This is a genomic window from Pseudomonas sp. OA65 (genome assembly GCF_017498305.1).
GTDB classification, from domain to species: Bacteria; Pseudomonadota; Gammaproteobacteria; order Pseudomonadales; family Pseudomonadaceae; genus Aquipseudomonas; species Aquipseudomonas zanjanensis.
In genome coordinates this window covers 1-24,964 of the sequence record NZ_JAGDEZ010000040.1, presented here as the reverse complement: position 1 = coordinate 24,964, position 24,964 = coordinate 1, and the positions used below count along the sequence as shown (strand labels likewise).

Sequence of the window (24,964 nt, the reverse complement as noted above, 5' to 3'; positions counted from 1 at the left end):
CACGGCGTCGGTTGCTGCAACAGGCCGGCGTTGTCGCCGCCTTTACCGCACTGGGCAGCCAGGGCGCCCTGGCCGAGCTGATGCGCGCGCCTCGCTTGATCCCGTGGCGCAACTGGTCCGGTGCGCAGAGTTGCCTGCCGGCGGCGCGCCTGGCCCCCAAGGACCTCGACGAACTGGTGCAGGTGGTGCGCCGCGCCGAAGGGCGGATTCGGCCGGTGGGTTCCGGGCATTCCTTCAGCGCCCTGGTGCCCACCGACGGCACCTTGTTGTCGCTGAGTTTTTTCAGTGGCCTGCTGGACCACGACGGCGCCAGCCTGCAAGCCGAGTTCGGTGGCGGCACGCCCATGTCCCGCATGGGGCCGGCGCTCAAGGCCATCGGCCAGGCACTGCCGAACATGGCCGACGTGGATTACCAGACCTTGGCCGGTGCCATCGCCACCTCGACCCATGGCACCGGCAAGGCCTTCGGCTCTTACGCGTCCCAGGTGGTCGGCCTGCAACTGGTGACGGCCAAGGGCGAGGTCCTCGATTGCGATGCGCGGCGTCATCCCGAAGTATTCCAGGCCGGCCGGGTGTCCCTTGGCGCGCTGGGGCTGGTGACCCGCGTGCGTTTACAAAACCGCGCGGCTTATCGCTTGCGCGAGCACCAGTGGGTGGCGAACACCGAGGAGTTGCTTGAGGACGTGGACACCAACACCCGGGACAACCAGCACTGGGAAATGCAAGTCGTCACCCATTCCGACTATGCGCTGTCGATCACCCTGAACGAAACCACCGATCCGCCCACGCCGCCGATCAGTCCCGAGGAGGAGGGCGGCAACGAGTTCGTCTCCCTGATCGAAAACCTCGACAAGTACGGCAGCGATTTTTCAGCGATCCGGCGTGCGCTGCTCAACAGCCTGCGACTGGTGGCCGATTTCGATGACCGCGTCGGTGACTCCCATGACATCTACGCCAACGCCCGCACCGTGCGTTTCAATGAGATGGAGTACTCGGTACCGGCCGAACACGGGCCGGCGTGCCTGCGGGAAATCCTCGCGCTGATCCGCGACAAGGACCTGCGCACCTGGTTTCCCATCGAATACCGCTACGTGAAGGCCGACGACATTGCCTTGAGCATGTTCGAAGGCCGGGACAGTTGCTCGATCTCCGTGCACCAGCATTACCAGATGGACCACCACAATTTCTTTGCCGCCATCGAGCCGATCTTCTGGAAGTACCAGGGCCGTCCGCACTGGGGGAAGCTGCACTCGCTGAACGCCAAGGCACTCCAGGCGTTGTACCCGCGCTGGACCGAATTCACCCAGGTGCGCCAGGCATTGGACCCTGGCGGCAAGTTTCTCAATGGGCACCTTGCATCGATTCTGGGGGTGGGCTGAGGTTTCAATTGTTTGGGCCGAGAGCTGGTTAATCTGCAGCTGATCCATTCCTGTCAAACACAAAACCTATGGCTGAGAGGCTTCTGTGGGAGCAAGGCTTGCCCGCGATGAAGAACACTCGGTCTATCGGGAACCCAGTTGCCTGCTTCGCGGGCAAGCCTTGCTCCCACAGAAGCCTTGCTCCCACATAGCGGTTCACCACAGGTTCTGTGAGGCCCTCTAGAACGCAAACGGAATACTGATCTTGGCCCAGAGCATTTCGCCTTCGGTGCGGTTCTCCACTTCAAACTCCTTGGCCCAGCGGATCTCGGCGCTGGCGTACTTGAGGAAGGTCAGGTGCAGCGCCGGGCCGATGGCGAAGACCTGGCCGCGGACCCCGTCGTCCACATCCTGACCGGCGAATTGCACGGTGCGGCCGTACTGTTTGTCGTCGGTGGTCTGCTTGAGGTAGTAGCCGTTGAGCCCCAACCTCAGGTTGTCGGTCACGCGGTAGCTGGCGGAATAGTCGAAGTGGAAAATCTGCCCGGAACGGTAGTCGGTGTCCTTGTTCTTGCGGTTGAAGCTGTAGGTGGTCTTCATCGACACCTCGGTGTCTTCCGTGGGCAGCCAGGTGAAGGAAAACAGCGGCTTGTAGGTGTAGAAATTATTGCTGGTGTTGGCCAGTCGATCGGTGCTGTATTCGCCGGTCGGCACAGTGATTTCCACCGCTGCGGCCAGCGTCAGGTGCTTGCCCATGTCCCAGAGCACGATGGGCGAAATGGTGGTGTCGCCCATGCCCTCGCGGGTGTCATGCAGGCCGAACACCGAGACTTCCTGCTTGAGCCAGGGTTGGGCGATGTAGATCCCCGCGCGTCCACCGGCCACCCGCCACGGGCTGAGGTAATCGATACGTGGGACCACAGCCGTGGATTCGATTTCGACGTCCGGCACTTCGCCGCCCAACGAACTGATGTTGAATTTCCGGGCCTTGTAATGGTTGTAGTAGAGGTTGAACGCGACCATGTGGTCGGGAAGGCTGTCGACTTCCAGCGGCAACACGAAAAAGCCATCGGTGCCTGGGCCGATGTTGTCGACCCCCGATTCGGTGGCCAAGGCGGGCAGGGCTGCGCCGCAGGCCAGGGCGAGGGTCAATTGCAAGGCGAATGTCGTGCGGATCGGGTTCATGTGGGGGGCTCATTATTATTGTTGGAAATGCACCGGAGGTCCGAGTCATACAAATAAGCCGTTCGCCGCCGACAGGGCAGGGTATTGGCGGCCAGACAGGGGACATGGGCGGCCAGATTTTTCCACCCCTCTATTCAGCGGCTCGTGCTAACTTTATGAAATAACCGGTTACAAAAACGCCACCTAACGTGCTCCGGAACCCGCCCCATGCAGATGAAAGTCATCGACCCCACCTATGAATTGGCGCTGGTATCGCCATTTTTGCTGCAAACCTTGGCCGAGGTGGTGGCGGACAAGGGCTTCGATGCCGCTAGCCTGTGTCGCGGCCTGGGGTTCGGCCTCGATGACCTGCAAGATCCCGCCCAGCGCATTTCCTATCGCCAGGCCGTGGTCATGATCCAACGGGCGCTCAAGCTGCTGCCGGATCAAGGCCTGGGGTTATGGGTGGGGGACCGCAACGTGCTCGGCACCCTCGGCCTGCTGGGCCACGTCTTGTCGCTGTGCGAAACCCTGCGCGATGTCTTCGCCCTCGGGGTTCGTTACCAGCACACCACCGGCGGCATCGCCGTGACCCGTGTCGAAGAGGCTACCGACCGGATCATGGTCGAGGCCACTTGCCGCCTGCCTTTCGCCGAGATCCAGGTGTTTGCCGTGGAAGAGTTCTTCGCCAGCCTGATGGTCTACGGCCGGGCGCTGGCGGGGGCCGAATTCAAGCCCTTGGCCGTGGAATTCATGCATGCCGCGCCGTCCTATGCCCAGGCGTACCAGCGGATCCTGGGGCCTGAGGTGCGCTTCGGTTGCCGGCACAACCGCATGCTGATCGACGTGCGCTGGCTCGACATGCGTTTACCCAATCATCACCCGCTGGCCCTGCGCCAGGCATTGGCCTTGCTTGAGCAGGAAGCCTGCGAGGTCCACCAGAAGATCGACTTGATCCAGGCCGTGGAACGGGCGATTGCCCGGGACCTGACCCGGGGCAGCCACATCGAGAAAATCGCCAGCGACCTCAACATGAGCAGCCGCACCCTGCGTCGGCGCCTGACCGAACACAGCCTGACCTTCGAAACCTTGCTCGAGCAGGTGCGCCGCGGCCGCACCCTGAACCTGCTGGCCAACCCAGAGCTGTCCATCGAGCGCATTACCGAAGAGGTCGGCTACAGCGATGTGCGCAGCTTTCGCCGGGCGTTCCGGCGCTGGACCGGCATGAGCCCCAGCGCGTTTCGCAATGAGAGCGCTGACGCTCGGCCCTAAGGATATGTCCACACGGTATTTCTCAAGTCCCGTGGGCTTTCCCTAAATGAACAGAGACAGGCCGAACAACCAGGCTTTTTGTATCCGCTTGTTGCCTGGAGGCGGGTGTTCGTCGATCTACCGGCTTGACATCTTTTTCCTGCAAACAACCCCCAGTAAACTCGCACCCCCCATGAAACAAGATTAGCCACGCTGCCTGGTCGCGTTCTGTTGCACAATACGCCCCGGACCGTTTCTCTCAGGATGTTCAATGTTCAAATCATTTCCCATGCGCACCGTCGGGCTTGCATTGGTGCTGGCCGCCGCAGCCGGTTGCTCGTCGAAGAAAACCGCCATCTATGAGCACGAGAACTTCGATGATTCCGGCACGTTCTCCCGCACGTATCCGGTGAGTGACGCGGCCACCTGCGAAGCCGGGCGCCGGGCGTTGCTCAGCCAGGGCTACATCATCACCAGCAGCGATCCGAAGCTGGTCAGCGGTCACAAGAGTTTCCAGCAGACCGGCGAAACCCATATGGAGATCAGTTTCAACCTGGTCTGTGCCGAAGATGGCGGTACCGGGCACCGGGCGACCATGTTCGCCAACGCCTTGCAGGACCGTTATGCCCTGAAGAAAACCAACAACTCCGCCAGCCTGGGCGTGGGTGTGCTGGGTTCGGTGTCGATGCCGATCGGCTCCTCGGATGATTCGATGGTCAAGGTCGCCAGCGAAACCGTGTCGGCGGCCAAGTTCTATGAGCGTTTCTTTGCCTTGGTGGAGCTGTTCCTGCCTCCCGAAGCGAAGAAGGCCGCCGAGAATGCCGACAAGCCGAAGGCTGAGCTGGGGGTGCCGGAAACCAAGGCCGAGTCGGCTGCCTTGATGCCTGCACCGACTCCAGATCCGGCTCCAGCCCCAGCCCCAGCCCCAGCGGCCGAGCCTGTTGCGCCTGAGCCTGCGCCTGCAGCGGCCACCCCCGTCGAGGAGGCTGCGCCGGCCCCTGTCGAAACCGTTCCTGCGGTGTCGGAGCCTGTCGCACCGCCGAGCGAGCCCGCGCCGATTGCGCCTGAATCGTTCGAGTCTGCGCCGACGACCGAAACCGTGACACCGCCACCACCACCGTCCAGCTCGTTGCCGGCCCCGACCGAGCCGATCCAACCGCTTCCGGCCTCCTGAGATCCCGTGGCAGGGAGTTACTTCCTGCCACACTTCACGCAGTAATTTCCCGACCCTGTGCTACGTTTAATTCATGAAGCCTTTGCTTCATGTTTTGTTCATAGAGCAGCTTTATGCTGATGCCAGCGCCATCAGGCATTGGTTCAACGACAGGGGAAGGACGCGTAATGGATGATTATCAGGAAGAGCTGCTGGAATACCAGGCCTACGAACTGGACCCGCTGGAACCCGCCGAAGATGCAACGGAGTTGTAACGCAGCTGCAAGCTGCAAGCTAGGATCTTGAAGCTTGAAGCTTGAAGCTTAAACCCCTCTGTGACTTCGGCGAAACTCCCCTGGCGTCTGGTCATTCCAGCGCTTGAAGGCCCGTTGAAAGGCCTCGGCTGAGGCAAACCCCAACAGGTAGGCGATTTCGCCGAACGCCAGTTCGGTATCGCGTATGTAGGTCATGGCCAAGTCGCGACGGGTGTCGTTGAGGATGGCGCGAAACTGTGTGCCTTCCTCGGCCAGCTTGCGACGCAGGGTCCAGGTCGGCAGCTTCAGGCGAGCCGCCACTTCTTCCAGGTCGGGTTCCCGGCCGCCGCTGAGCAACGGTCCCAGCAGTTGAATGATGCGCTCGCGCAGGCTGCGGGTGCGGGTCAGTTGTTCCAGTTCCCGTTCACATAACTGAACCAGATGATGCCAGGTACTGGGGCAATGCTGCGGGTTGCGCTGGGCAAGGCTGTCCAGGCCCAGGCGCAGTTGATTCTGTTCGGCGCCAAACTGGATCGGGCAGTCACCCAGTGTGCGGTAGGCCGACAGGTATTCCGGTTCCTCGAATTCAATGTCAATGCGTTCGGGCCGCAGCGCGATGCCGCTGACGCTGGACAATTGCGTCAGCCAGCCGGAAATGATCGAGTCCACGACGAAGCGGTTGTAGGCGTTATAGGGGCTGATGGAATAGAACCGCAGCCAGGCGCCGCGGGCATCCTCATGGAAACTCGATTGGCCACGATAGTTGGAGCCATACAGTGGCTCGAAGCGGATCATGCAGCGGGCCGCCTCGCGTACGGTCGGCGCCTGGGCAGCGGTGACGCCGGCCAGCCCGGCCTGGCTCAAACGGCCGAACTGCCCCATGCGCAGGCCCAGGGCCGGGTCCTGGGTCTGTTGAATCGCGGCGTGGCCCAGGCGCATGTACCGTGGAATCGACAGGCGTGCCCCGGGCTCGGCCAGGCGCGCGGCATCAAGGCCGTACTGTTCAAGCAGGGGCTTGGGGTCTTGTCCATGGCTGGCGACCGCGTCAGCCAGGCTATGGACGAAGCCAACTGACAGGTCCCCCAGGCGCATCGGCTGCGGTTTCGTGTTCACAACCACAAGTTCAACAGGCGGGCGCCACGGGCTTCGCCGTCGGGGAAGTGCTGGCCGTTGTGGCTGATGAAGCTCTGGCCGGCGCTGCCGCTGTCCCAGAACTGCCCACGCAGGAACACGCTGACGCCGCCCCGGGCCTGGCTGATAGGCAACTGGCTGGTCAGTGTCAGGCGATGCCAGGCTTGCCCCTCGCTCACTTCACCAGGCTTGAGGCTCACTTCGCTCGGCGTCGACAGGCCTTTATAACCGCTCCAGGGCTTGTCCCAGGCGCCGCGACCGATGACAAAGGCGGGTACCGCGATCAGTTGCGCGCCCTGTTCATTGAGCTGCCGGTAGTGGAGCGGGTACCAACTGTCGCTGCCGATCAGCACGCCCAGGCGCCCGGCAGGCGTGTCGATGACGAGGGGGGCGGCCGGATGGTCGGCGCCCAGCACATCCTGTTGCTCGAACACCGGATGCCGTTGGCGTTGCGGCTGACCGAGCGGCCGGCCATCGCTGCCGAACACCAGGCTGCTGTTGTACAACGCGCCGTGGCCAATTTTCAGCTCGCCTTCGTCGACGCTGGGTTCGGGCAGCACGATGGAGCCAGCCACCAGGGTGATGCCGAACTCCTTGGCCAGCCCGCCGAACAGCGCTTGATAGTCATGGGCCATGCGCTCGGCTTTCATGCGCAGGTAGGCATCGTCCAAACGGTTGTCGCCCTCGGCGCTGACCAGCGCCTGGACGAACGCCAGCGGATTGCTCACCGCCAGCCAGTTCATGGCTTCCTTCAGGGTGGTGGCCTGGTACAACTCGTCTTTTTCGCCACCGACCATCAGCCAGGTACCAATGTGCTCGGGCAGGACCACGACGGTCTTGGCATTGAGAAAACCCTGGTCGCGGGCTGCCTGCAGATAGGCCGCCAGTTTGCGATGCAGGCGCTCGGGGCTCTGGTAGTCGGTGGGGAACAGTTCGGGCTGGATGCCCAGCAGATTGCCACGGTCGGCCGGCGTGCCCTGGTCGACCGCCAGGGTAATACGCAGGTCTGACAGGTAATGGCCGGCCGGCCGATCCGTCGTCCACAGTGCGTAGGTAACCAGGGCGGCAATCAAGGCCAATGAAAACAGCAAGTACAGAAATTTGCGCATGGGGGAACAGTCAGCGGCCGTATTCAGGTTCGTGATTTTTCATCAAGAGTCACGGGGCAGGGTACGGTAAAACAAGGGATTAGCGAAGGGCGGACGCTGATTTGTACGCATGGAAAGTGTCCGCAAAGGCGTCCATGGAGCCCGTGGACGCCCTTGGCGCTGGGCGGGGCGGCTAGTGACTTTTGGCCTTCCTGATCCGGATCAGGATCATCAACATGATCAACAGCACCGGTGGCGCCATGCCCAGCAGCGCTTCACGGGCCGAGAGGTGTGCGCCCAGGGTGTGCAACCCGCTGTAGACCAACTTGAACAGGTTGATCAGGTAGTAAGTGATGGCGATGATCGACAGGCCTTCCACCGCGCGCTGGATCTTGATCTGGGCATCGGCGCGGGCATTGAGGCTGCGCAGGATCTCGGCGTTCTGGTCTTCCATCTCGACTTGCACGCGGGCTTGCAGCAGGTCGCCCAGGTTGGCGACGCTCATGGCCAGTTGTTCGAGGCGCTGTTCGGTGGCGGCGCAATAACGCACCGTGGGCTTGAAACGCCGTTCGATGAACACGCCCAAACGCTGGCAATCCCCCAAATGACTTTCGCGCAATTCCCCCAACCGCTCGAACACCAGCTGTGCGTAGGCGCGGGTCGCGCTGAAACGGTGGCGATTCCTGACTGTACTGCTGACGACCTGGCGCGACAGCAGGGCGATATCTTCCAACAAGGCCTTGGCATCCACGCCGCTGGCGTTGGCGTTGCGTTCGGAGAGACTCACCAGGGTGCGATCGAATTCGTTCAGTTGCGGGTCCAGTGCCTTGGCGATACTGAGCGACAGGGACGCCATCATGCGATAGGTCTCGATTTCCAGTAGGCGGCGAATCATGCGTCCCTGGCGATAGGCGTTGAGCCGTCGGTTGATGAACAGCAGGCGATTGGTGCCATCCTCGGTCAGGCGGAAATCACTCCAGACCACCGCATCGCCACCGCCCACGCAGGAGCCGCAGGGGTCCTTGAACCCGTAGCTGGCCAGGTCGAGACCATCTTCGGCGCGCACCACCACCTGAACGGCATTGATCAGGTGCTGGGCGTGACCTTCGATGCCCCGGGCCAGGCATTCAGGCAGCGTCGTCCATTGCAACTCGTTGCTGCTGGCGGGAACGACCAGGGTCAGGGTGAAGAACTCGGCGTGGCGCTCCCACTTGAGCGGATGCCCTTGCAGGCGGGTGATGCCTTGTGCGGCGTCTGCTGCGACGGTATCAGGGCACAGTCGCTCCAGTAGAGCGTTGCACTGGGCATTGTCGCCCAGGAATGCCAAGTGAAAGACGTGGGCCGGTTCGTCGAAATACAGTGACGGGCGGGCGTGCAACTCGTTGTGCAGCATTTTTCGTTGGGGATGCATGCAATGACGACTCTGTTATTGGCGTTATTTTTTGGGTTTGAGCACGTGAGCCAGCGTTGGTAGCGTGGGTAATCACTCAGTCTGAAATGCGGAACACGACAAATCAATCACTTATGACGGTTCGTCCACATTAGGTGGAATTTTTTTTGCGGATGATTTGGTTTTTTGGCCCGACTTGAGCCGCACATGTGGAATTTTGCACGGGTCAATTGAATGTGTAGAAAAGAGCGGCACGCTCTTTTTCAATTGGTACCGATTGCGCACGGCGTATCGCCCGTCCCGGGGGTAGCCCTCCATGACTATGACCCTACTTTTGACCTACAGGGTTGACATCAAGAGGATAAAAATTAGCCCAACGCTTATGATGAGGTGGGTTTGCGGGCGGGGCTTCGAACGCTGCTGATTGGTCTTAGGCTCCGTTAATAAAGGCATGCGTGGACTGCTTAACCAAAGGTTTCAGCCGAGCCTAATCCTTTCGAGGTCGGTCAACTCAGCGTTCTCAACGCAGCTGGGATTCGGTGGCCAAACAGGAGGATGCTGGACGAGATGGATGCAGAAGGACTGGTCCAACAGGTGCACGGCCGATGGGTCACCGCACACGGTGATCCAGCGACCGGCGGCGATTGCCGTTGCTCAGAAAGGCTATGACTGAACGGGGAAACAATATGATCGAACGATGGCGTCCAGCAACTCGGGAGTAGTAAGGGAAGTGGCCAGTTTGGGAGGTCGCGCCGTCATCTTACGAATGGTAGAACTTCGCGGCCTACGCGGCGTTCGCTTTCTCTGATAGTCGGTTGCAAATTGCTCGGCTTCATCTGCCTTGAAGAGGAACAAACCCTTAATGGCATCTGGGTGTTCTTGCGGTAGTGGAATGAGTAGCTTTTCTTCAACGAAACTGACTAAGGAATTTTGCGACATCCCGGTCATCGAGCAGAGATCATTCCACGTAATATATGAGCTGAGATGATTCACAATAAATTTGGCAGCATCGATGGATACAAAGTAAGTGTCGAGTTTAATGAAGGGTACTACCGCGGTATCTAAGAAACGATTATAAATCGTTCGCGTGCCGTACCCGCCGCATTCCTTGGCTAGTTCCGAAATAGACAAGTGCTGTTTTCGCCATTCGAGTGCGTGTTGCAAACTCTCTTGAGTACAACGCTCGCTGACTGACCGATTATTTTTCCCCAGAAAGGGTGCTGTCAGTAGAATTCCCACGTCGCGAAGTGCTCTAACGTCTTTACTTGCAAGATTGAGGCGCTTGCATACAGTACCAAACGTCACCATTCCGTCCGCTGGCAAGGGAGGTTGCAAAAAGGCGAGATCTTTTTTCTCCAGGTGTAACCTCATCCCCTCTGACAAGTGTTTTCGTTGGTAAACAAGCACAGTGCTGCCAAAGCGGACGATGCTAATCGCGATCGGAGTAAACCCTGCGAGTAACTTTCTTAGGCTAGCGCCCGAGAGACCGCTCCGTCGCACAACTTCAGATCTCAGTACGTATTTTTGTCCGAATTTCTGTACAGCCTCCAGTGACGTCCTCAAGCCATTTGGATAGGAGACGGAATGCCCTTTTAACAGTCCTGAGACGATCAGCGCGCGAACAGTGCTTGTTTTTGTATCGAGAACCTCCGCTGCAGCCGTCAAGCTGAGAACTTCAAAGTTATCCCCTGGCTCACCGGGTGTATCGTCGTTGTCCCACAGAAGGTCTTGCCGATTGTAGAGCACCTTGCAGAAATCAGGGCATTGATAGCGTCGCTCAGACTTCGGTGCCCTTCTGGTAAGTGGTAGGGCATTCAGCGGAATGTCAGGGTTCCGTTGTAGAACAACGTTGTGGCTATCAAAGATAAAACCCAATTCTTTGCGCGTATAGCTTAATTCTCCGCACTGGCATTCAGATGAATGGCTCAGTGGCTGAGTTTGGGAACTTCGGAATAGGTACTCCATTGCGTACTCTCTGAGTGTCGCATCGTCACTTAAAACGAAGGGCGCCAGAAGAGCTCTTCTATGCAAACTTGGGAATAGCTCTTGGATTCGGTCAATTTCACGAAAAAAATTGGACTTATTGCCAGTCGCAATCCGTGCGCAGCTGTCTACTATAATCCCGCGATTGTTGGGTGTGTGGGCGAAGCGCATAGCGGCAATCGCTGCCACCAACGTTGCAAAGAACCTTTCATCTTTCGCCTCCAACGCACCATTGAAGAGTTTGGGTGTCTTCATGTTTAATTCGACTGTTAATGTTTCTCGTAGATCATACTTGCAAGGGCAAATGTAGTCGTTAATGGCAGTCCAAAGCAACGGTTTGCAGCAGCTTGGACATTGAGTTATGTAGCGCTCGCTATGAACTGGGCAAATTTCACTGAAGCTAAATATGTGCATCTGATTCAGATGCCCTTCTCTCGCGCATCCAGGGCACAGCGCAAGGTGTTGCTTCAGCAAAGATAGAGGGAAGGTCATACCTGCTATTTCAACATTTGGATAACCTTTCTCAGGGGAGATTCTGTAAAAGCATGACGTAATTGCATCCTTCTCCGCAGCAGTAAAGCCTGTATGGCTTGCCAGGAGTTCGCACGGGCCGGATCCCTGCCAAAGAGCACTGGTCATTGTAACGGCCTTGCGGTCGAGTCTGTCATCACGAAGGAGATGCGCTGTGGAAATGCCATTTCCTGTTGCGCAGCGGAATAGCAGTGACATGGCACTCTCATGTGGTTTGGGCAGAGGGTAAAACGTCAGCTGATTCACAGGCTCTTCCCCTTAGGGTTCTTAGCGATAATTTTCTTGAGCTCACCAATCGTGAGTTCGAACGAGTTTTTTTCGGTCAACCGTGTACTTACTTGAATAGTGCTGCAACCGGAAATTAAGTCTTGTGTGCAAAAATCTCCTGCATTTCGACGTAACGCTGTATATACGGCCTCTTTCAAAATATTGGAGAGTCCGCGAAAATTTCCACCCGTTGCTGCATAGAATGCGAGGACCATTTTCTCATCAGTCATCGGTAGCACTTCTTCGAAACCCAGTTCGCCGTTTAGGAACTGGCCATATGCTCTTAGGACCTTGGCGAAGATGTTTCGACTTTCTGGACTTGCGAGGGAAAAAGGGTAGAGGGCAGCCCTATAGGGACAGCGATCTGCCAAAGCCGCGTGGCAGTTAAAGGCATACTCATATTGTCCCTCGCCGACAAATAGAATAGGCCGCTGGAAGAAATCCATGAGAGTTTTAGCGAAGTCTGCAGCATCTTTGATCGCTCTGTCCGTTCCAGTTCGGTACAGGTGAGGCCATTCATCTAGTATAAGAAGCCGAGTTTGACACTTTCGCAGATTGTGCAGCAGGCAGTGTTCCAGAGCTTCGAGAGACTGGTACTCTCGATAGGCTCCCAGCAGTCGAAGCGCGCCTGACATGAGCGATTTCACTGTAGAATCATTGGGTACCCTACAATAAAAAACCGGTATGATTTGTTGCTCGTCACCGTCAAGCCTGTCGAAGTGCGCGGCAGGGTACTCTGACCTGAGTTGGTCGCAAAACCGGCTCTTGCCGGTTCCTGGATCTCCTAGCAGGATCGATCCACAACTGTCTCCAATCGCGTCCCCTAGGTCGATGGCGCGATGGATGGTTTCGAGTGCCGCAGAATAGCCGGGATGGAGAACGGTAAAACTGCTCAAGCGCTCGAGTTTGTAACTATGTTCCGGAGTCATCACCGTCCTTCCCACGACGCGTGTGTAGCGTCTCGAAGTCAGCTTCATTGAGAGACGGGTCGACAGCGCCAGCTACCTGCTTCTGCACGTCGCCTTCCTTTCCATTGGTAGCGGGAGGGGCTAGTGAGTTCGTAGAAGCTCTCTTTTTTTTCTTGTCGGCTTTTTTACATTCCTCAACGTATTGGCCAAGCTCATACCAGGCAATCAATGCATTATCCGCATTGAATGTTTTTTTTTCGGCCAACAGTTTAGCCACGATCAACTCGTGGTCGCCCAAGGTGAGTCCGTTCTGATATTCAGGCCTGTCTGCGATCGCCGGCCGCCAATCGTCTGGTGTATCTGGGTGAGCGACCCACACCAGCCCCAGATCGCAGGGGTTGTAGCGCACAATTGCTTTTTGTTTTTTTTTGAGTCTTTGCCGGATATCGGGGAGACCGACGCCGTGCCAGGAGAGATGATGGCTGATGACCCGACCACCATCGAGCCGCAGCTGCCATCGGCTCACACAGTAAAGTTTGAGCTCTTCTTCGGTATAACGCTCGGCAGGCGGGGCCGTGGCGATTAGTTGTTCTTTCTTCTGGGCAGGACTGGCGCATAGATCGTCTTGCCACGTATTGTGATACGCCTTTAGCCAAATTTCGTAGGCCGTGCGCAGCTGTTCAAGATTCAGGCAAGCATGGTTTTCGGATGAGTAATCTCCGCGTTCGGTCGGTGAAGACTTCGTAGTGCCCGGCAAGTTGTTGGAAAATCCGCTGCAGACTGTACCGTTGAACCGCTCAATCAACGCCTTGGCGTCCGGGTCTCCAACTGGGACGTAGTCAGCATTGATTCCCAGCCTCTCGAAAGTCGTGATTGACCACGTGTTCAGGACTTCCGCACCGCGGTCCGCAACCATCACCGCCATTTTGCCGTTATTAAGGATTGCCCGAACGGTGGCGCGCATCATTTTTTCTGCGCTGGGCGCGCCCAGCGAAATGTCCCAACCCGAGTTTTCCCTCGTAGCCGGTACAAGCAGGGCAGACAGCACCGCTCGGCCTACTGCGCCCGTATTCTGATCCTTTACCAAGACATTGAGGTCATGGCTATCGAATACCGTGCATGCATAGGGGTCATCATCGATGAACAGTTTTCCACTGGCCTTGTTTAGCCGTTTGGCTGCCTTGCCACCCATTCTTCGTTCGGTGACGTAATAACGATCCATGGCGAGCACTCGGCGGCGAAAAGTGGCGTATGAAGGCGTCTGCTGGGGATTGCCTCCGCAGCGCAGGCGTTCATTGTTTTCGTGCAGGATATGGGACTTGAGCAGCCTGTAGGCGTGGGCCAACGATGGCCGCTCCGGCAGAAGGTATGACGTTTTGATGTAGTGTCTGACCAGCTCTTCAGACGACGCTAGGATCCGCTTCCTCCGTGGGCTTGGTTTTTTTCGAGCTAGAGAAAGTGGGTGACGGTCGCCTACTAGATACCGCTTCTTCCAACGCCAGACCGTCGTTATCCCCGGTGGGTTCGAGTCGCCGATTCGGGCTGCTACCTGAGCGATCATCACCTTTGCAGCTTCACGCGGAAGGGTGCCCCCCAGCCCGTCCAGACATGCATCCACGTAGGCTTGATGGCATTCAATTTTGTGTTTTTCCAGATCAGACATCGAGATCCAGCGCACTATAGGAGTGACATCACTGGCTGCTCGTTTATGAAGTACTAGCTTGCCCTTTACCTCCATGCTCGCAAACTCAATCCGTTTGATGAACCGGCGATATTTATGAATGAGCGAGCACATCGCGATCACATCATCGTTAATACTGATGACTTCGTAAATCTGCCCATCCAGTTTGTATTGAGCGCCAGGCTTAGGTTCGCTAGTGCTCATGCCTTTCTCCCATAATTCGCGAGTCCAGCGTCAGGCGTTCGTTCAGGTCAAACTCCAGTAACTGCTCGAACATCGCCCTATAGATCGCTCGCTCACGTACATTGTGAGGGTGATGCAGCATGCTTCGCAGGGTCACGGGATAGCGCAGCATGGACAGCAGACGCCGGCATCCTCCGAATTCGTCCGCTGAAACATTGAAGGAATGGAAATAAAGAAACTTCAAGTTTCTCAGCTTTGCTCCTGCCCGAATGCTGTCGATGTCAGCGAATACCAGCTCGCTGCCTTGTGTCCGCAGCATAGATTTCGCCGCCTGTAGTTTGGACCTGATCCGGGTGGAGATTTCGTTAAAGTTGTGTTTGACCTCGGTATAGGAAGTCTTGTCCACAGTTTCAATCCGAAAGTCAGGCTGGTATAGACATTGACGACCATTCACCGTGACCATTAGGGCTTCAGGTTGACTGAAATAACTTACGACGCCCGGATCGTACTCCAAAAATGTGCAGTAGTCAGACTCCAGCACGCTGTGGCAGATAAGCTGCGACTGGGTCTTTCGCGAAGGAAAAAACAGCAAGTGTTTGCCATATCCATGCTGCTTGGCGGCATTTCTTACTTTAATGGGCTTGCCCATGATCACTCTCCGGATCCTAGATCAGACAACCTCGTTGATGCGGTCCCTAGGCTGGCAAAGGGGCAGTCGACTTTTACCCGATCTTGAATCAATTCGTTTGTTAGCGATCGGGGTCGTTTTCATTTATGTTCGTTTCACAAACAAGGCTACCCTCACGTGCCGACGTCAATTGGTCCCTTGATTTTGGGAGCAAGATACGTCGCAACTATCGCAACGTGTAGTCACCGCTGATAACGCTGCCAAACAGTCATGATCGCTTTAAGGGGAATTATTAGCCTCAGGTGTTCCTCTGTACATGGATATCAAACGCAGAGGAAAAAAAACTCTAGCTTCCCATAAGGAGAGCGGCGAGCAATAATTGACTAGGATTGATACTTTTCGCGCAATCCTAAATCCTTAGGGAGTATATCTAAGCAATTTTGTTTTTCGTGTATCCACGCCATAATTGCGCCACTATCATCATTTTCGATAGTAGCCGGTCTATGCTGTTCAATAAAACGAACGAGTACGAGGGAACCGTCGTGGCCACTTCTATGTACCGTGTTGCCCATCAACTTAAGGCGATTGTTTTTATTAATCACGTGATTATGTTGGCGGGATGTCTCCGGTCAGCCTGTTCCTTAGAACAATGGGGCGAAGCGTTCGAGATCCGTAAGGGCATTGTCGGGCCGGGTGGCGGGGGAACGGGCAAGTGGAGGAGATATCTGAAGGGACGGCTACCTAGGGGCAAGTTGCTTAATGCTTTGATTGATGAGTTCCCAGTCTTGGCGCAGGTGCTGAACAACCCACTCTGGGAAGTTCTGCGTGAGCTGGAGGAGGCAGACGACCACGGTAGATCATTGGTTAGGCGCTTGAAGATGGATGGAACGCCGCTCTCGGTGAGGCGCCTTAAGCGTCTGCAACGTCGCATCTCGACCGCCGACTGGCAGGACCTGGGATTTTGGCTGGTGATTTTGGCCACCGAGCCCACTCAAAACCGCCCGGTGCTTGCGTTCATGCAGACGCGTTTCGTTTCTTATCTCTTTCTTATTTCTGTACAGCCTTGTTTCGTTGGAGCCGAGACATTGCTCTATCCGCTGCTGGACCAGCATTTCCGTGAGGGGCATTTGGCCTTGGTCGAGCGCTGGCCAGGTAATAACAGGTTATTTATCCGGTGCCTTCGACGTCTGCAGCGTCTTCCGCGCAGTGCCGTGCTGAAGGCAGGCATTGAGGGTGACGGGCACATCGGTTTTTTTATTGCCGATCCGGAAGGTGCTCAATGGGCAAGTTCAGGTTATGGCTTCTACTGGGATTTGAACTGGAACCGGGTGGCATTGACTCCCAAGGAGAAGCGATTCTTGTGGCCTCCGTTGACGATCGGCCTAGAAAAGATTTCTGAAGGCGTTAAGCGCCCAGGCGCAAGAGTACGTAAAACGAAGGCGGTTTGAGATGATTGCCGGTGCGAGTGCTCCCTGCTGCTCTTGGGTAATGCAAACACAACGTTGCGTAATACCACGTCAACTGGGGCCTTATGTTGCAGATGGGGTCAAGCGTTCTACTAGCGTTTGTAGGTGGGTGATGTGCTGGTCCTTGGCCCGTAAATCGCGTTGTGTCTCCCGTTGCTTAGACCGTTGTAGTTTAACTGTCTGCCGAAGAGCGGTGGCCTGGTGGGCCAGGCCTTGCATTTGTCGCAGATCGCTCCGATGCTCAAGTTGCGCCGCTTGCAACTGCTCCTGCATGGACTGTAAATCGTGTTCCAGGCGGCGAGCTTCCTGATGAAACCGCAATTGCTCACCACTCATCCGTTCCAGGTCGCGGTATATCTGGCTCAATTCCTCTTGCTTGCTGAGCACTTGATCGTGCGCAGCACGAGCTTCGCGTTGCAACTGTAGGATTTGTTGGTCGTGCCGCTGGGTTTCCCGCTCACGCTGGAGCACGTGTTGCTCCCGGTAATGATCCAGCGCCTCTTGAGTGAAGCGATGTTTTTCCTCCAGCGAGCTGATCTGCAAGGCACGTTCCTTGAGCAGGCGCTCTTGCTGCTGATGGGCTTCCTGTAGTCGCCGCTGCTCCAGCTCACAAGCTTGTAACTGAACGCTCAGAGTCTCTTGGTAGGCTAGGCCTTCCTCCCGGGCCCGCGTCAGTCCGTCATGCGCGCGTCGCAATTGATCCCAGCTCGCCTGTTCCACCTCTCGTTGATGAAGCGCGACAGCTTGCTCATGCTCGAAGGCCGCCCGATCAGATGCCAGCGCACGCTGGGCCGCCCGCTTCATATGCTCGACTAGACTGCCAATGTAATGTGCGAGTTCTTCGTCCAGCGGCATATCTGGCTCCGGCGCTTCGACCTCGGCGAGTTCTTTCAGATAACGCTGAATGGTGGTTTTAGAGCCGGTGTTGCCGAGTTCGACCCGCACCGCATCGATACTCGGATGCAAGCCACGGGCGAGCAGGGCATTGCGCGCAATTTTCACTACCGCTTTGTTTACGCCGCCGCGGGCCATGATCGTCACTCCTACGATTTCGTAGTGTTTTACGCAGTATGGAAGTACGGGTGTACAAACGCTTGCCACGGAGCGGCCGGGGCGACGAACTGACGTTTGAGAATCCTGAATTCCCAAACGTGAGAGCAGATTTCACCCATTTTCTTGGTGACAGGCAGTATGCAGAGAGGAAGCGGCATGACTTCTTCAGCGGATCGATATCTCAACGCGGCACGGCGCGAGAGCACGCTGCGGCGTTATCGTCAGGCGGTGGCGCACTTCGAGGGCGAGTGGGGCGGATTGCTGCCAGCTTCCAGTGAAAGTGTGGTGCGATACCTTGCCGAACACGCTGAACTGCTGTCCGGCGGCACCTTGCGCACTCATCTGGCGGCGCTGGCGCAGTGGCACAAACGTCATGGTTTTCATGACCCGACCAAGGAATCCAAAGTCCGCGATGTCTTGCGCGGAATCCAGGCGGAGCACCCGCGGTTGGTGCAGCAAGCCGAAGCATTGCAGTTGCAGATGTTAGAGGAATGCATTGCCGGTTTGTCCTTGCAGGCTACCTCAGCTGTTGCCGTGGAGCGGCTCCGTGCCTCTCGCGACCAGGCTTTGATCCTGATGGGGTTCTGGCGAGCCTTTCGCAGCGATGACCTATGTCGTCTGCGTATCGAACACATCCAGGTGCGTACGGGGAAGGGTCTGGAGATCTTTTTGGGCAGTAGCAAGACTGATCGCTTAAAACCAGGGTCGTACGGTCGGCGTTACGGCGCTGAAACGTCTCTGCCCGGTACAGGCCTATGAAGCCTGGCTGGAAGCCAGCGGCTTGCAGAAGGGGCCGGTGTTTCGGGCGATCGACCGCTGGGGCCATATCGCTCTCGAAGGCCTGAATCCGAACAGTGTGTCGCGTTTGTTGCGGATGGCGTTTGCCCGCAATGGCGTGGACGGAGAAAGCCTCAGTGGGCATTCGTTACGCCGCGGTTTCGCGACCTGGGCCAGCCGAAATGAGTGGGGGACGAAAGCATTGATGGATTATGTCGGCTGGAAAGATGTGCAGTCGGCGCTGCGCTATGTAGACACGGACGCGCCCTTTGGCGATTTAGCACGATGACGCTTGGCCTGCACCACTGAACCCGTTAGCGAGGCGCTTTGATTACGAGGCGCTCAGATGGATTTCGTCAATCGTGAGCGGGCGTTACTCCATTTCCCCCACTCTTGCCTTGAACATAGCAAGCCTTACTTGACAGTCGATCAAGCGACAATTCGACACGCATTCGAGGTTGCGCTGGCATAGCGACATCAGTGATGCTTCCGGGATGCATTTTAGTCTAGGTGACGGGCTCTACAGGCTCGCATAATCAAGCTAGCTCTGCGCAGAAGCGCAGCTAAGGAGTCGTCATGTCGGATTCACCCGAGAAACAAGTAGCGGTCGCGCGTTTGCTGGAGCTGGAGCAGATCCTGGCAGCAGCCGAAAAGGACCTGGCAGACTGGAATGATCATGACTACCGTCGCCGCGACGGCAGCATGCGCCAAGACCTGATGCACGAAGAAGAAGGCAAGAGATTGCGCGACGCTGTTTATCACGCGCGCCAAGCGGTGGAAGCTCAAAAGCAGGCGATCGCAAAGTTGCCCTGAGGCCTGCCTTGTAACTTCAAGAAGCCCGCGGTGCGGGCTTCTTTTTCCCCTCGGAAATCGTTCAACTGCACCCCAAGCCCCGGCCTAAAAAATCGGGCCGAGGACGTAGCAGAGTCCTTTCCCCATAGGCAGGAGTTTCAAGATGCAGCACGTACGCGATTTAATTGTTACCGAGACCCAAGAGACTTCTGGTCAAGTTACTGGCAACACTTACTTGCGTGCTGGAGGGGTCTGATTGCGCGTGGACAGCTATCAGGCGGGTTAATTATCGAAGCCGGCGGCCACGCCATCGTCCATGGCCAGGTGTCTCGCAACGTGTTGAATCATGGGACGCTTGAACTGCTAGGCCAGGTCTCAGACAAGGTTATTGGGAATCAGCCGATCAACCCAGTAAAGTCGGTCCAAATCGTCGGTAGTGATCTTGAGGTTCCGTTTCGTGGCAAGACCACCTCATGGACGTATACCTGCTAGTTCGAGGAAAAGTCGCACCAGGTGCATCAAATGGTACTGCGCCACTCTTGATCAAAAGTACGTCATCGCTACCCACTAACACCTCACAACTACCTCTCACTAAGGAACACCATGAAAGAGTTTTTCCAAGCTCGTTACCACCTGCTCTCTCCGATGTCGCTTTCGATCCTTTTGATCGCCATCGCGTTTGGATATGGCGTTGCCTATCAAATCTATCCAGCTCACTGGCGTTTTGACGTGCCAGTACCGATGATCAAAGGCCTCAAGTTCACGGCCTTCATCTTGGCCTCCTACCCACTCTGGAACGCCATTGGCCGTGACGAACACCGTGTCCGCATGCTGGAACAGTCTGTAAAACCGGGCCTAAGCACTGCTGAACACCAGTACGCACTGCAACAACTTATCCGACTTGATTCGGATGAACGGATTGGCATTCGCTTGGGGGCGGTCGCCTTTATCGTGCTGGCCCTTCTGGCATGCTTTGGCGAGGTCTGATCCATGACAAGTTGCTTACGTACAGACAACAACCCCTACACAGGCCCTGATGCTGCCGATTGGGAAAAAGGCCGGAGCCAGGACTTAGCCGACATTTACAAGATGGAATAGACCATGGCCGCGACCGTTACCCCAATCAAGCACGTCATCACGAATTGTTCGCGGTGCAATACCTGGATCACGGACGGCCAATCGACTGTGACCATCACCGTGGCAAATGAAACCTGGCACGGGGTTCGCGGTGAAATGGCAGAGGTCGAGGTTGAAAATGCGAAGTCGCGCTGCTGTTCTGCCGCCACTGCTGCGCGGCCGGATAATGTTCGAAGTGGGCTTTGCCCGGGCGATTCGAAAGATACTAGGCGACTCAACGTACAAATAGTTGCACGGACTGGCCCCTCCCTCAGCATTCGATAACCAGCGGTGCTTTGCACTACCTATCGATACCTGACTCACTCGATCATATAGCCAAGGAAGCGTTATGAGAACCAGCGCGATCAGCCACTTAGTTGTTGTTCCAAGTAACTCTGCCGAGAGAAGGACGACATTTTTTCAGGGGTATTCTGAATTTTGGCATCCTGATTTTATAAAAATTTTAAACTGTTTAGTTTTTTTTCCACATGACGCCTCTGATATCTACCTCTCTGGTGGAAATTTTGTCAAAGCAAGATCTATTGGCGCGTGCTTACAGGTAGATTTTCTGCGCGCCGATTTGGTGGAAAAGTATTTAGACATGCCGTATAACCCTTTAACCGTTTTGTGGAGTACAGAAGAAACGTTCGATTATGTTGAAAAAGCCATTTCCGAAATTCATTTAAAGCCGCTACATATTACAACCGCAGATAGAAAGGATTGCACTTCAGTAGTTAGCCTGAATGATAAGACGGTTTTTAGAATAATTGATAGTCTTTTCGCACGTGCCGCATGTGCCGACTCAGAGCTGAACAAGTTCAGGGCTTTTTTGAAATCAAAAAAGTTTAAGAGCCGGGAGAAAATTGGGTTGCGTTTGAACGCCAAAGGTCATAATTGCACCGAGCCCCTTATCGAGACGCTTGTTAATTATGGAGCGAAAATTAAAGTCACAGGAATTAAGCCTTCTGGCAACATTACAGAACACATATCAGGCATGATGCATTTAACGCGCAAAATAGATGCTCTTCGCCCAAAGAAAATTGTTGAATCCCCTTTTCGAAAAAATGACGTTATTGTGCACTGCCCATCTGCTTACAGCTTCCTTTATCGTGCAGAGGGAAAACTCTGGCGTGACTTGAATAGACATTTAACCAACCCGAAGCGAAATTTTCTTAAGGCAACCTTGATTCGGGGTAAAGGATATGGAAATTCCTCAATAGCCATGTCTGAAGAAGACGTGTTCAACCCCTATGAAGACGGAATACTTGGCCCGCTATTACGAGATCGTCAAGTCGAGCTTAAAATATTTACAACCACAATTTCCATAATAGCATCTAATCAGTTTGTGCCTGCGTTGAGACTTCCAAACTCCGTTATGCTCCACCACGACAAGCTTAAAGATATTGGGAAAACTGTAAACTCAAACGTAAAGCAGTGGCATGAAAAATTAAGTAAAAAGTTTTTCGATTACAGCGAGTTACTTAAGGCGGACATTGGCAAAGAATTACTTTGCGGCGTTTTCAACAATCGAGAAAAAATACTAGCAGTCTGCGACTTCCCTATCGAATGGGTTTCAATTGATCTATTGCCAACGATGTTCAGGCATGAGCTTTCTCGCATTCCTTCCACACCAGGAAATGTTACAACCAACGTATTATTATCTCTACCCAAACGTGCTTATGCCTATAGCGCGCTGTGCGATATTCTCATAATCCGTTCTTTTGATGCAGATGATGAAATCAGAGACCATCTGTCAGAAGTCGTGCAGTGGGGGCATGAGGAAGGGCGCCTGAAAGGTCTTAAAGTAGAGCTGGTAGATGTAGCATCTAAAGAGGAAGTAATAGAAGCACTGAATTCATTTAAAGGACTCATGGTTATCTTTGATTGCCATGGAGGACATGGAGGTGAGGAGGACTCAGCCTGGCTGTATATCGGAGGAGAAAATATAAGTGTTTGGCACATATACCAATCCGCCAGAGTTCCACCGATAATTGTTTTAGCTGCTTGTAGCACGCATCCGGTAGAAGGTTCCCATGCGTCCGTAGCAAACGGTTTTTTGGAGTCGGGAGCCTGCAGTGTCCTTGGTACATTTGCGCCAATTAACTCGGACCACGCTGCGACATTTGTTTTACGACTCTTAAGCAGAGTTGCAGTTTATTTACCTATAGCGCTGAAATCACGACCATACACTTGGCGCGAGATAATATCCGGTCTCTTTAGAATGTCATATACACGAGACGTTTTAACATATTTGCGCGACGATAAAAAGCTATTGGATCATAATCAATATGCTGCCATACACATCAAAACCAACATGCTCGTAAATACATATGAAGATAAATATTGGTTCGACAAATTTAAATCGTTAGTAGCTGAAGAGTTGGAGCTCGAAGATCTAGCAGCTAATGAGTTATTTCAACAAAACTTTCAGTTCGTAGAGACAATGCTTATGGTTCAACTGGGGCGCCCAGAAAACATCGTCATTATCGCTGGCTAACCGCTACTTACTGGTCGCATATATTTTAAGCATCCTAGCTTTTCTAAGGAGAAATAATGGTAGATGTGAAGTTTTGTGTATTTTGTGGAAGGCCGCCCGAGTCAAAAAACAAAGAGCACGTATTGCCTCAATGGTTGTTGAAATTGACTGGCGACCCTAATAGGGTTGTTAGCATGGGGTACAACTACAAAAGAAAAACAGAAATCTCTTTCCGCTGGAAATCGCTAGTCACTCCAGCCTGTGAGGCATGCAATACAGAGTATGCGTCTTTAGAAAGTGAAGTGCGCCCAATAGTAGAGGCCCTCCTTGAGCGAGAACCTTTATCAGTCGCCAACTACTGTACGCTATTGGATTGGCTTGATAAAGTTCGCGTAGGCTTGTGGTTAAACTATCATCTTTTGATGGGCAACCCTACTGGCATTACACCCTCATTTTACATCAACTCTCGGTTGCGTAAAAAGGATCGTTTTGTCGCGATCTACCCACTTCAAGAGGAAAATGCGGGGCTAAATGCGCATGGTGTGGAAACGCTGTCATTTCACGGAGCTCCGTCGGCTTTCGGTTTACGAATCAACAGTATTTTTTTGATAAACTGCTCAAGTGATTATATTTTTTCAGGGCGCTGTGGTTTTCCATATCCCGCCAGCATGAAGTTGCATCTAGATGGTGAGAACTCAGGCTATCTGCAGATGGATGAATTTAAAGCTACAAGAAAAATAAAATCACCTATATTCAGCTTTAAACTTCACAAACCTTCAGTGTTCCTTCTTCAACCCATAATGCAGAGTCCCGTAAGCGAGATAGATCAGAGCTCTACTGTTCTAGGTGGCGATCCAACTCACGACCCGTACTTACTCGCTAGTACCATAACAGGTATGCAGGCTGGAGTTGGAAAAATTTATCGTCAGTTTAAAGGTCACACCTCTAGATTGGACGATCAAAATGCGAAAATTACGTTTGACACTATTACGGGTTCTGAATGCAGGCCGGCAGGGCAGCTAGTGTCGCAAGTATATGAGCTACAGACATTTTTACAGGGTGCTTACAGTCCGATAACCGAAGATTTAGAGATTCGCAAAAGCTGGAATCAACGGCAAAAAATAATGAAGCAACTAAATAGGATAATATCAAAAAGTTATATTAATGCTTCCAGTCCTAAACGTTGATGTAGCTAGATTTTAGGCTAAGAGCAATTCTGGACTGTTGCAGGACGTGTTGAGGGGTTAGAAATTTAGGTAACGGTGCAGTCCCGCACGGTTCTCCCAACGAAAAAAGCATCGGCATTGCCGCCGACGCTCAGGAATTGCGATGCATTACTGTGTATTTGTACATAGTAATGCCTTAACGCCCAAAGCCCATAGTCAGTAGGCTTTTGCGGAGACTTCTAGATACTATGTACCATTAGGGTAGAAGTCCACTGGGCCGGCTAAGCCCGTAAGACTTAGAAGAGGCGCGTTATCGCGTCCAAGAAAAGGAGTTGCGATGTTTACCAGAAGTTTTCACGATTTAGACGAAGGTTACGAGCTTCAGACAGTCATCCGGCGCAATGATGGAGACGAGATAGTTTTCGATTTCTGGCATTCAGGTGACGAGCAAACCTACACGGTCAAACTCACTAGGAACAACGCTTCCGTTTTCACTGGCATTGCGACAAGCCAGGAGTCGCCCGATGTCGCCCAGCTCACGTGCCGCGTTTTCGTCGACCCCAATGAGGGCGACACAATCATCTTCGGCTCAAAGTGGAAATACCCCGACAACCCAAAGACATTTAACTGGGTCGTTCGCCTCGAAGGCGATTAGAAGGAAAAATGGTATGGGCTACAACCTTCGCCCAGGCGAACCAACACCGCCGATTTTCGAACCCAAGGCTCAGCTTCTGTTTTACCTGATTGATGGTCGAAGTTACCCGCTTACGCTGGTTGCGGGCGACTATTGGTTGACGTATGACGGCTGCGTTTGGACGGTCAATGCGGATGAACCAGCGACGGAGGAAGAAGTGGCGGCTTTGCTGGTTGAGGCTGGCGGTGTCACTACGTGGTGGGGAGCATAGGAAAAGTCGCCCAAGTACACCACAAGCCCCGCCTTTGGCGACTTCTACCCTAATGGTACATAGTTTCTGAAGGGCGCTCCTGACGCTTAATGGATATAGGCTTTGGGCGTTAAGCCGTATGCGTCCGGCCAACACACCTTCCTGACCCCGACGCCAAAGGCGATGGTGTCCACCTGATTTAAGTGGACACCATTTCTAGCCTTTTAAGCGGGTCTTTCATGCAGCCACAACGCCGTTCTTACT

22 protein-coding genes are annotated in these 24,964 nt (G+C 54.7%); 13 read left to right on the top strand and 9 right to left on the bottom strand.

Annotated features, from left to right (window positions below; all coding sequences use genetic code 11):
* Positions 1 to 80 precede the first annotated feature (80 nt).
* Positions 81 to 1,379, top strand: a complete 1,299-nt coding sequence (locus J3361_RS24285) for a D-arabinono-1,4-lactone oxidase (RefSeq protein ID WP_207966694.1) — start codon at positions 81 to 83, stop codon at positions 1,377 to 1,379.
* Between the two features lie 219 nt (positions 1,380 to 1,598).
* On the opposite strand, the gene J3361_RS24280 is transcribed toward J3361_RS24285, so the two are convergent.
* Entirely contained in the window at positions 1,599 to 2,543 is a 945-nt protein-coding gene (locus J3361_RS24280) for a transporter (protein ID WP_207966668.1), read from the bottom strand.
* Positions 2,544 to 2,750: 207 nt separating this feature from the next.
* Here J3361_RS24280 and J3361_RS24275 point away from each other — a divergent pair, with 207 nt between their 5' ends.
* The 3 genes from J3361_RS24275 (at position 2,751) to J3361_RS24265 (ending at position 5,201) form a co-directional block, all read left to right on the top strand.
* Positions 2,751 to 3,794, top strand: a complete 1,044-nt coding sequence (locus J3361_RS24275; RefSeq protein ID WP_207966667.1) for an AraC family transcriptional regulator — start codon at positions 2,751 to 2,753, stop codon at positions 3,792 to 3,794.
* A gap of 250 nt (positions 3,795 to 4,044) precedes the next feature.
* The gene (locus J3361_RS24270; protein WP_207966666.1) at positions 4,045 to 4,947 is read left to right on the top strand and encodes a DUF2242 domain-containing protein; all 903 of its coding nucleotides are present in this window, start codon (positions 4,045 to 4,047) and stop codon (positions 4,945 to 4,947) included.
* Between the two features lie 113 nt (positions 4,948 to 5,060).
* Positions 5,061 to 5,201, top strand: a complete 141-nt coding sequence (locus tag J3361_RS24265) for a hypothetical protein (RefSeq protein ID WP_207966665.1) — start codon at positions 5,061 to 5,063, stop codon at positions 5,199 to 5,201.
* Between the two features lie 48 nt (positions 5,202 to 5,249).
* Here J3361_RS24265 and J3361_RS24260 read toward each other — a convergent pair whose 3' ends face one another.
* The 7 genes from J3361_RS24260 to J3361_RS24230 form a co-directional block, all read right to left on the bottom strand.
* Positions 5,250 to 6,272, bottom strand: a complete 1,023-nt coding sequence (locus J3361_RS24260; RefSeq protein ID WP_207966693.1) for an AraC family transcriptional regulator — start codon at positions 6,270 to 6,272, stop codon at positions 5,250 to 5,252.
* Positions 6,273 to 6,289: 17 nt separating this feature from the next.
* The gene (locus J3361_RS24255; protein WP_207966664.1) at positions 6,290 to 7,420 is read right to left on the bottom strand and encodes a carbon-nitrogen hydrolase family protein; all 1,131 of its coding nucleotides are present in this window, start codon (positions 7,418 to 7,420) and stop codon (positions 6,290 to 6,292) included.
* Positions 7,421 to 7,592: 172 nt separating this feature from the next.
* On the bottom strand, positions 7,593 to 8,810 hold the full coding sequence (locus tag J3361_RS24250) for a DUF3422 domain-containing protein (protein WP_207966663.1): 1,218 nt from the start codon (positions 8,808 to 8,810) through the stop codon (positions 7,593 to 7,595).
* Between the two features lie 642 nt (positions 8,811 to 9,452).
* Positions 9,453 to 11,549 (bottom strand): TniQ family protein, encoded by a 2,097-nt coding sequence (locus J3361_RS24245; protein ID WP_347709640.1) that lies wholly within the window; start codon positions 11,547 to 11,549, stop codon positions 9,453 to 9,455.
* Positions 11,546 to 12,499, bottom strand: coding sequence for a TniB family NTP-binding protein (locus J3361_RS24240; RefSeq protein ID WP_207966661.1), 954 nt, complete (start codon positions 12,497 to 12,499; stop codon positions 11,546 to 11,548). Before J3361_RS24240 ends, J3361_RS24245 begins: the two co-directional genes overlap by 4 nt.
* Positions 12,483 to 14,363, bottom strand: coding sequence for a hypothetical protein (locus J3361_RS24235; RefSeq protein ID WP_207966660.1), 1,881 nt, complete (start codon positions 14,361 to 14,363; stop codon positions 12,483 to 12,485). The genes J3361_RS24240 and J3361_RS24235 overlap by 17 nt, the downstream gene beginning before the upstream one ends.
* Positions 14,353 to 14,991 (bottom strand): hypothetical protein, encoded by a 639-nt coding sequence (locus tag J3361_RS24230; protein ID WP_207966659.1) that lies wholly within the window; start codon positions 14,989 to 14,991, stop codon positions 14,353 to 14,355. Before J3361_RS24230 ends, J3361_RS24235 begins: the two co-directional genes overlap by 11 nt.
* Positions 14,992 to 15,473: 482 nt before the next feature.
* Here J3361_RS24230 and J3361_RS24225 point away from each other — a divergent pair, with 482 nt between their 5' ends.
* Positions 15,474 to 16,418: a hypothetical protein gene (locus J3361_RS24225; RefSeq protein ID WP_207966658.1), complete on the top strand. Its 945-nt coding sequence runs from the start codon at positions 15,474 to 15,476 to the stop codon at positions 16,416 to 16,418.
* Between the two features lie 81 nt (positions 16,419 to 16,499).
* Here the strand turns inward: J3361_RS24225 and J3361_RS24220 are convergent, their stop codons facing one another.
* Positions 16,500 to 17,468, bottom strand: coding sequence for a DNA-binding protein (locus J3361_RS24220; protein ID WP_207966657.1), 969 nt, complete (start codon positions 17,466 to 17,468; stop codon positions 16,500 to 16,502).
* Between the two features lie 177 nt (positions 17,469 to 17,645).
* Between J3361_RS24220 and J3361_RS24215 the strand changes: the two genes are divergently transcribed.
* The 8 genes from J3361_RS24215 (at position 17,646) to J3361_RS24180 (ending at position 24,721) form a co-directional block, all read left to right on the top strand.
* Complete coding sequence (locus J3361_RS24215) at positions 17,646 to 18,248, top strand: hypothetical protein (RefSeq protein WP_207966656.1); 603 nt, start codon at positions 17,646 to 17,648, stop codon at positions 18,246 to 18,248.
* Between the two features lie 22 nt (positions 18,249 to 18,270).
* Positions 18,271 to 18,555: a tyrosine-type recombinase/integrase gene (locus tag J3361_RS24210; protein WP_207966655.1), complete on the top strand. Its 285-nt coding sequence runs from the start codon at positions 18,271 to 18,273 to the stop codon at positions 18,553 to 18,555.
* A gap of 287 nt (positions 18,556 to 18,842) precedes the next feature.
* Positions 18,843 to 19,079, top strand: coding sequence for a hypothetical protein (locus J3361_RS24205; RefSeq protein WP_207966654.1), 237 nt, complete (start codon positions 18,843 to 18,845; stop codon positions 19,077 to 19,079).
* Positions 19,080 to 19,661: 582 nt separating this feature from the next.
* Positions 19,662 to 20,045: a hypothetical protein gene (locus J3361_RS24200; protein WP_207966653.1), complete on the top strand. Its 384-nt coding sequence runs from the start codon at positions 19,662 to 19,664 to the stop codon at positions 20,043 to 20,045.
* 478 nt (positions 20,046 to 20,523) lie between these two features.
* Complete coding sequence (locus J3361_RS24195) at positions 20,524 to 22,671, top strand: CHAT domain-containing protein (protein ID WP_207966652.1); 2,148 nt, start codon at positions 20,524 to 20,526, stop codon at positions 22,669 to 22,671.
* A 56-nt stretch (positions 22,672 to 22,727) separates the two neighbouring features.
* The gene (locus J3361_RS24190; RefSeq protein WP_207966651.1) at positions 22,728 to 23,837 is read left to right on the top strand and encodes a hypothetical protein; all 1,110 of its coding nucleotides are present in this window, start codon (positions 22,728 to 22,730) and stop codon (positions 23,835 to 23,837) included.
* A 316-nt stretch (positions 23,838 to 24,153) separates the two neighbouring features.
* Positions 24,154 to 24,471, top strand: a complete 318-nt coding sequence (locus tag J3361_RS24185) for a hypothetical protein (protein WP_207966650.1) — start codon at positions 24,154 to 24,156, stop codon at positions 24,469 to 24,471.
* Positions 24,472 to 24,484: 13 nt separating this feature from the next.
* Positions 24,485 to 24,721 carry a hypothetical protein gene (locus tag J3361_RS24180; protein WP_207966649.1) on the top strand — a complete coding sequence of 79 codons (237 nt, stop codon included), beginning with the start codon at positions 24,485 to 24,487 and terminating at the stop codon, positions 24,719 to 24,721.
* The last annotated feature ends 243 nt before the right edge of the window (positions 24,722 to 24,964 follow it).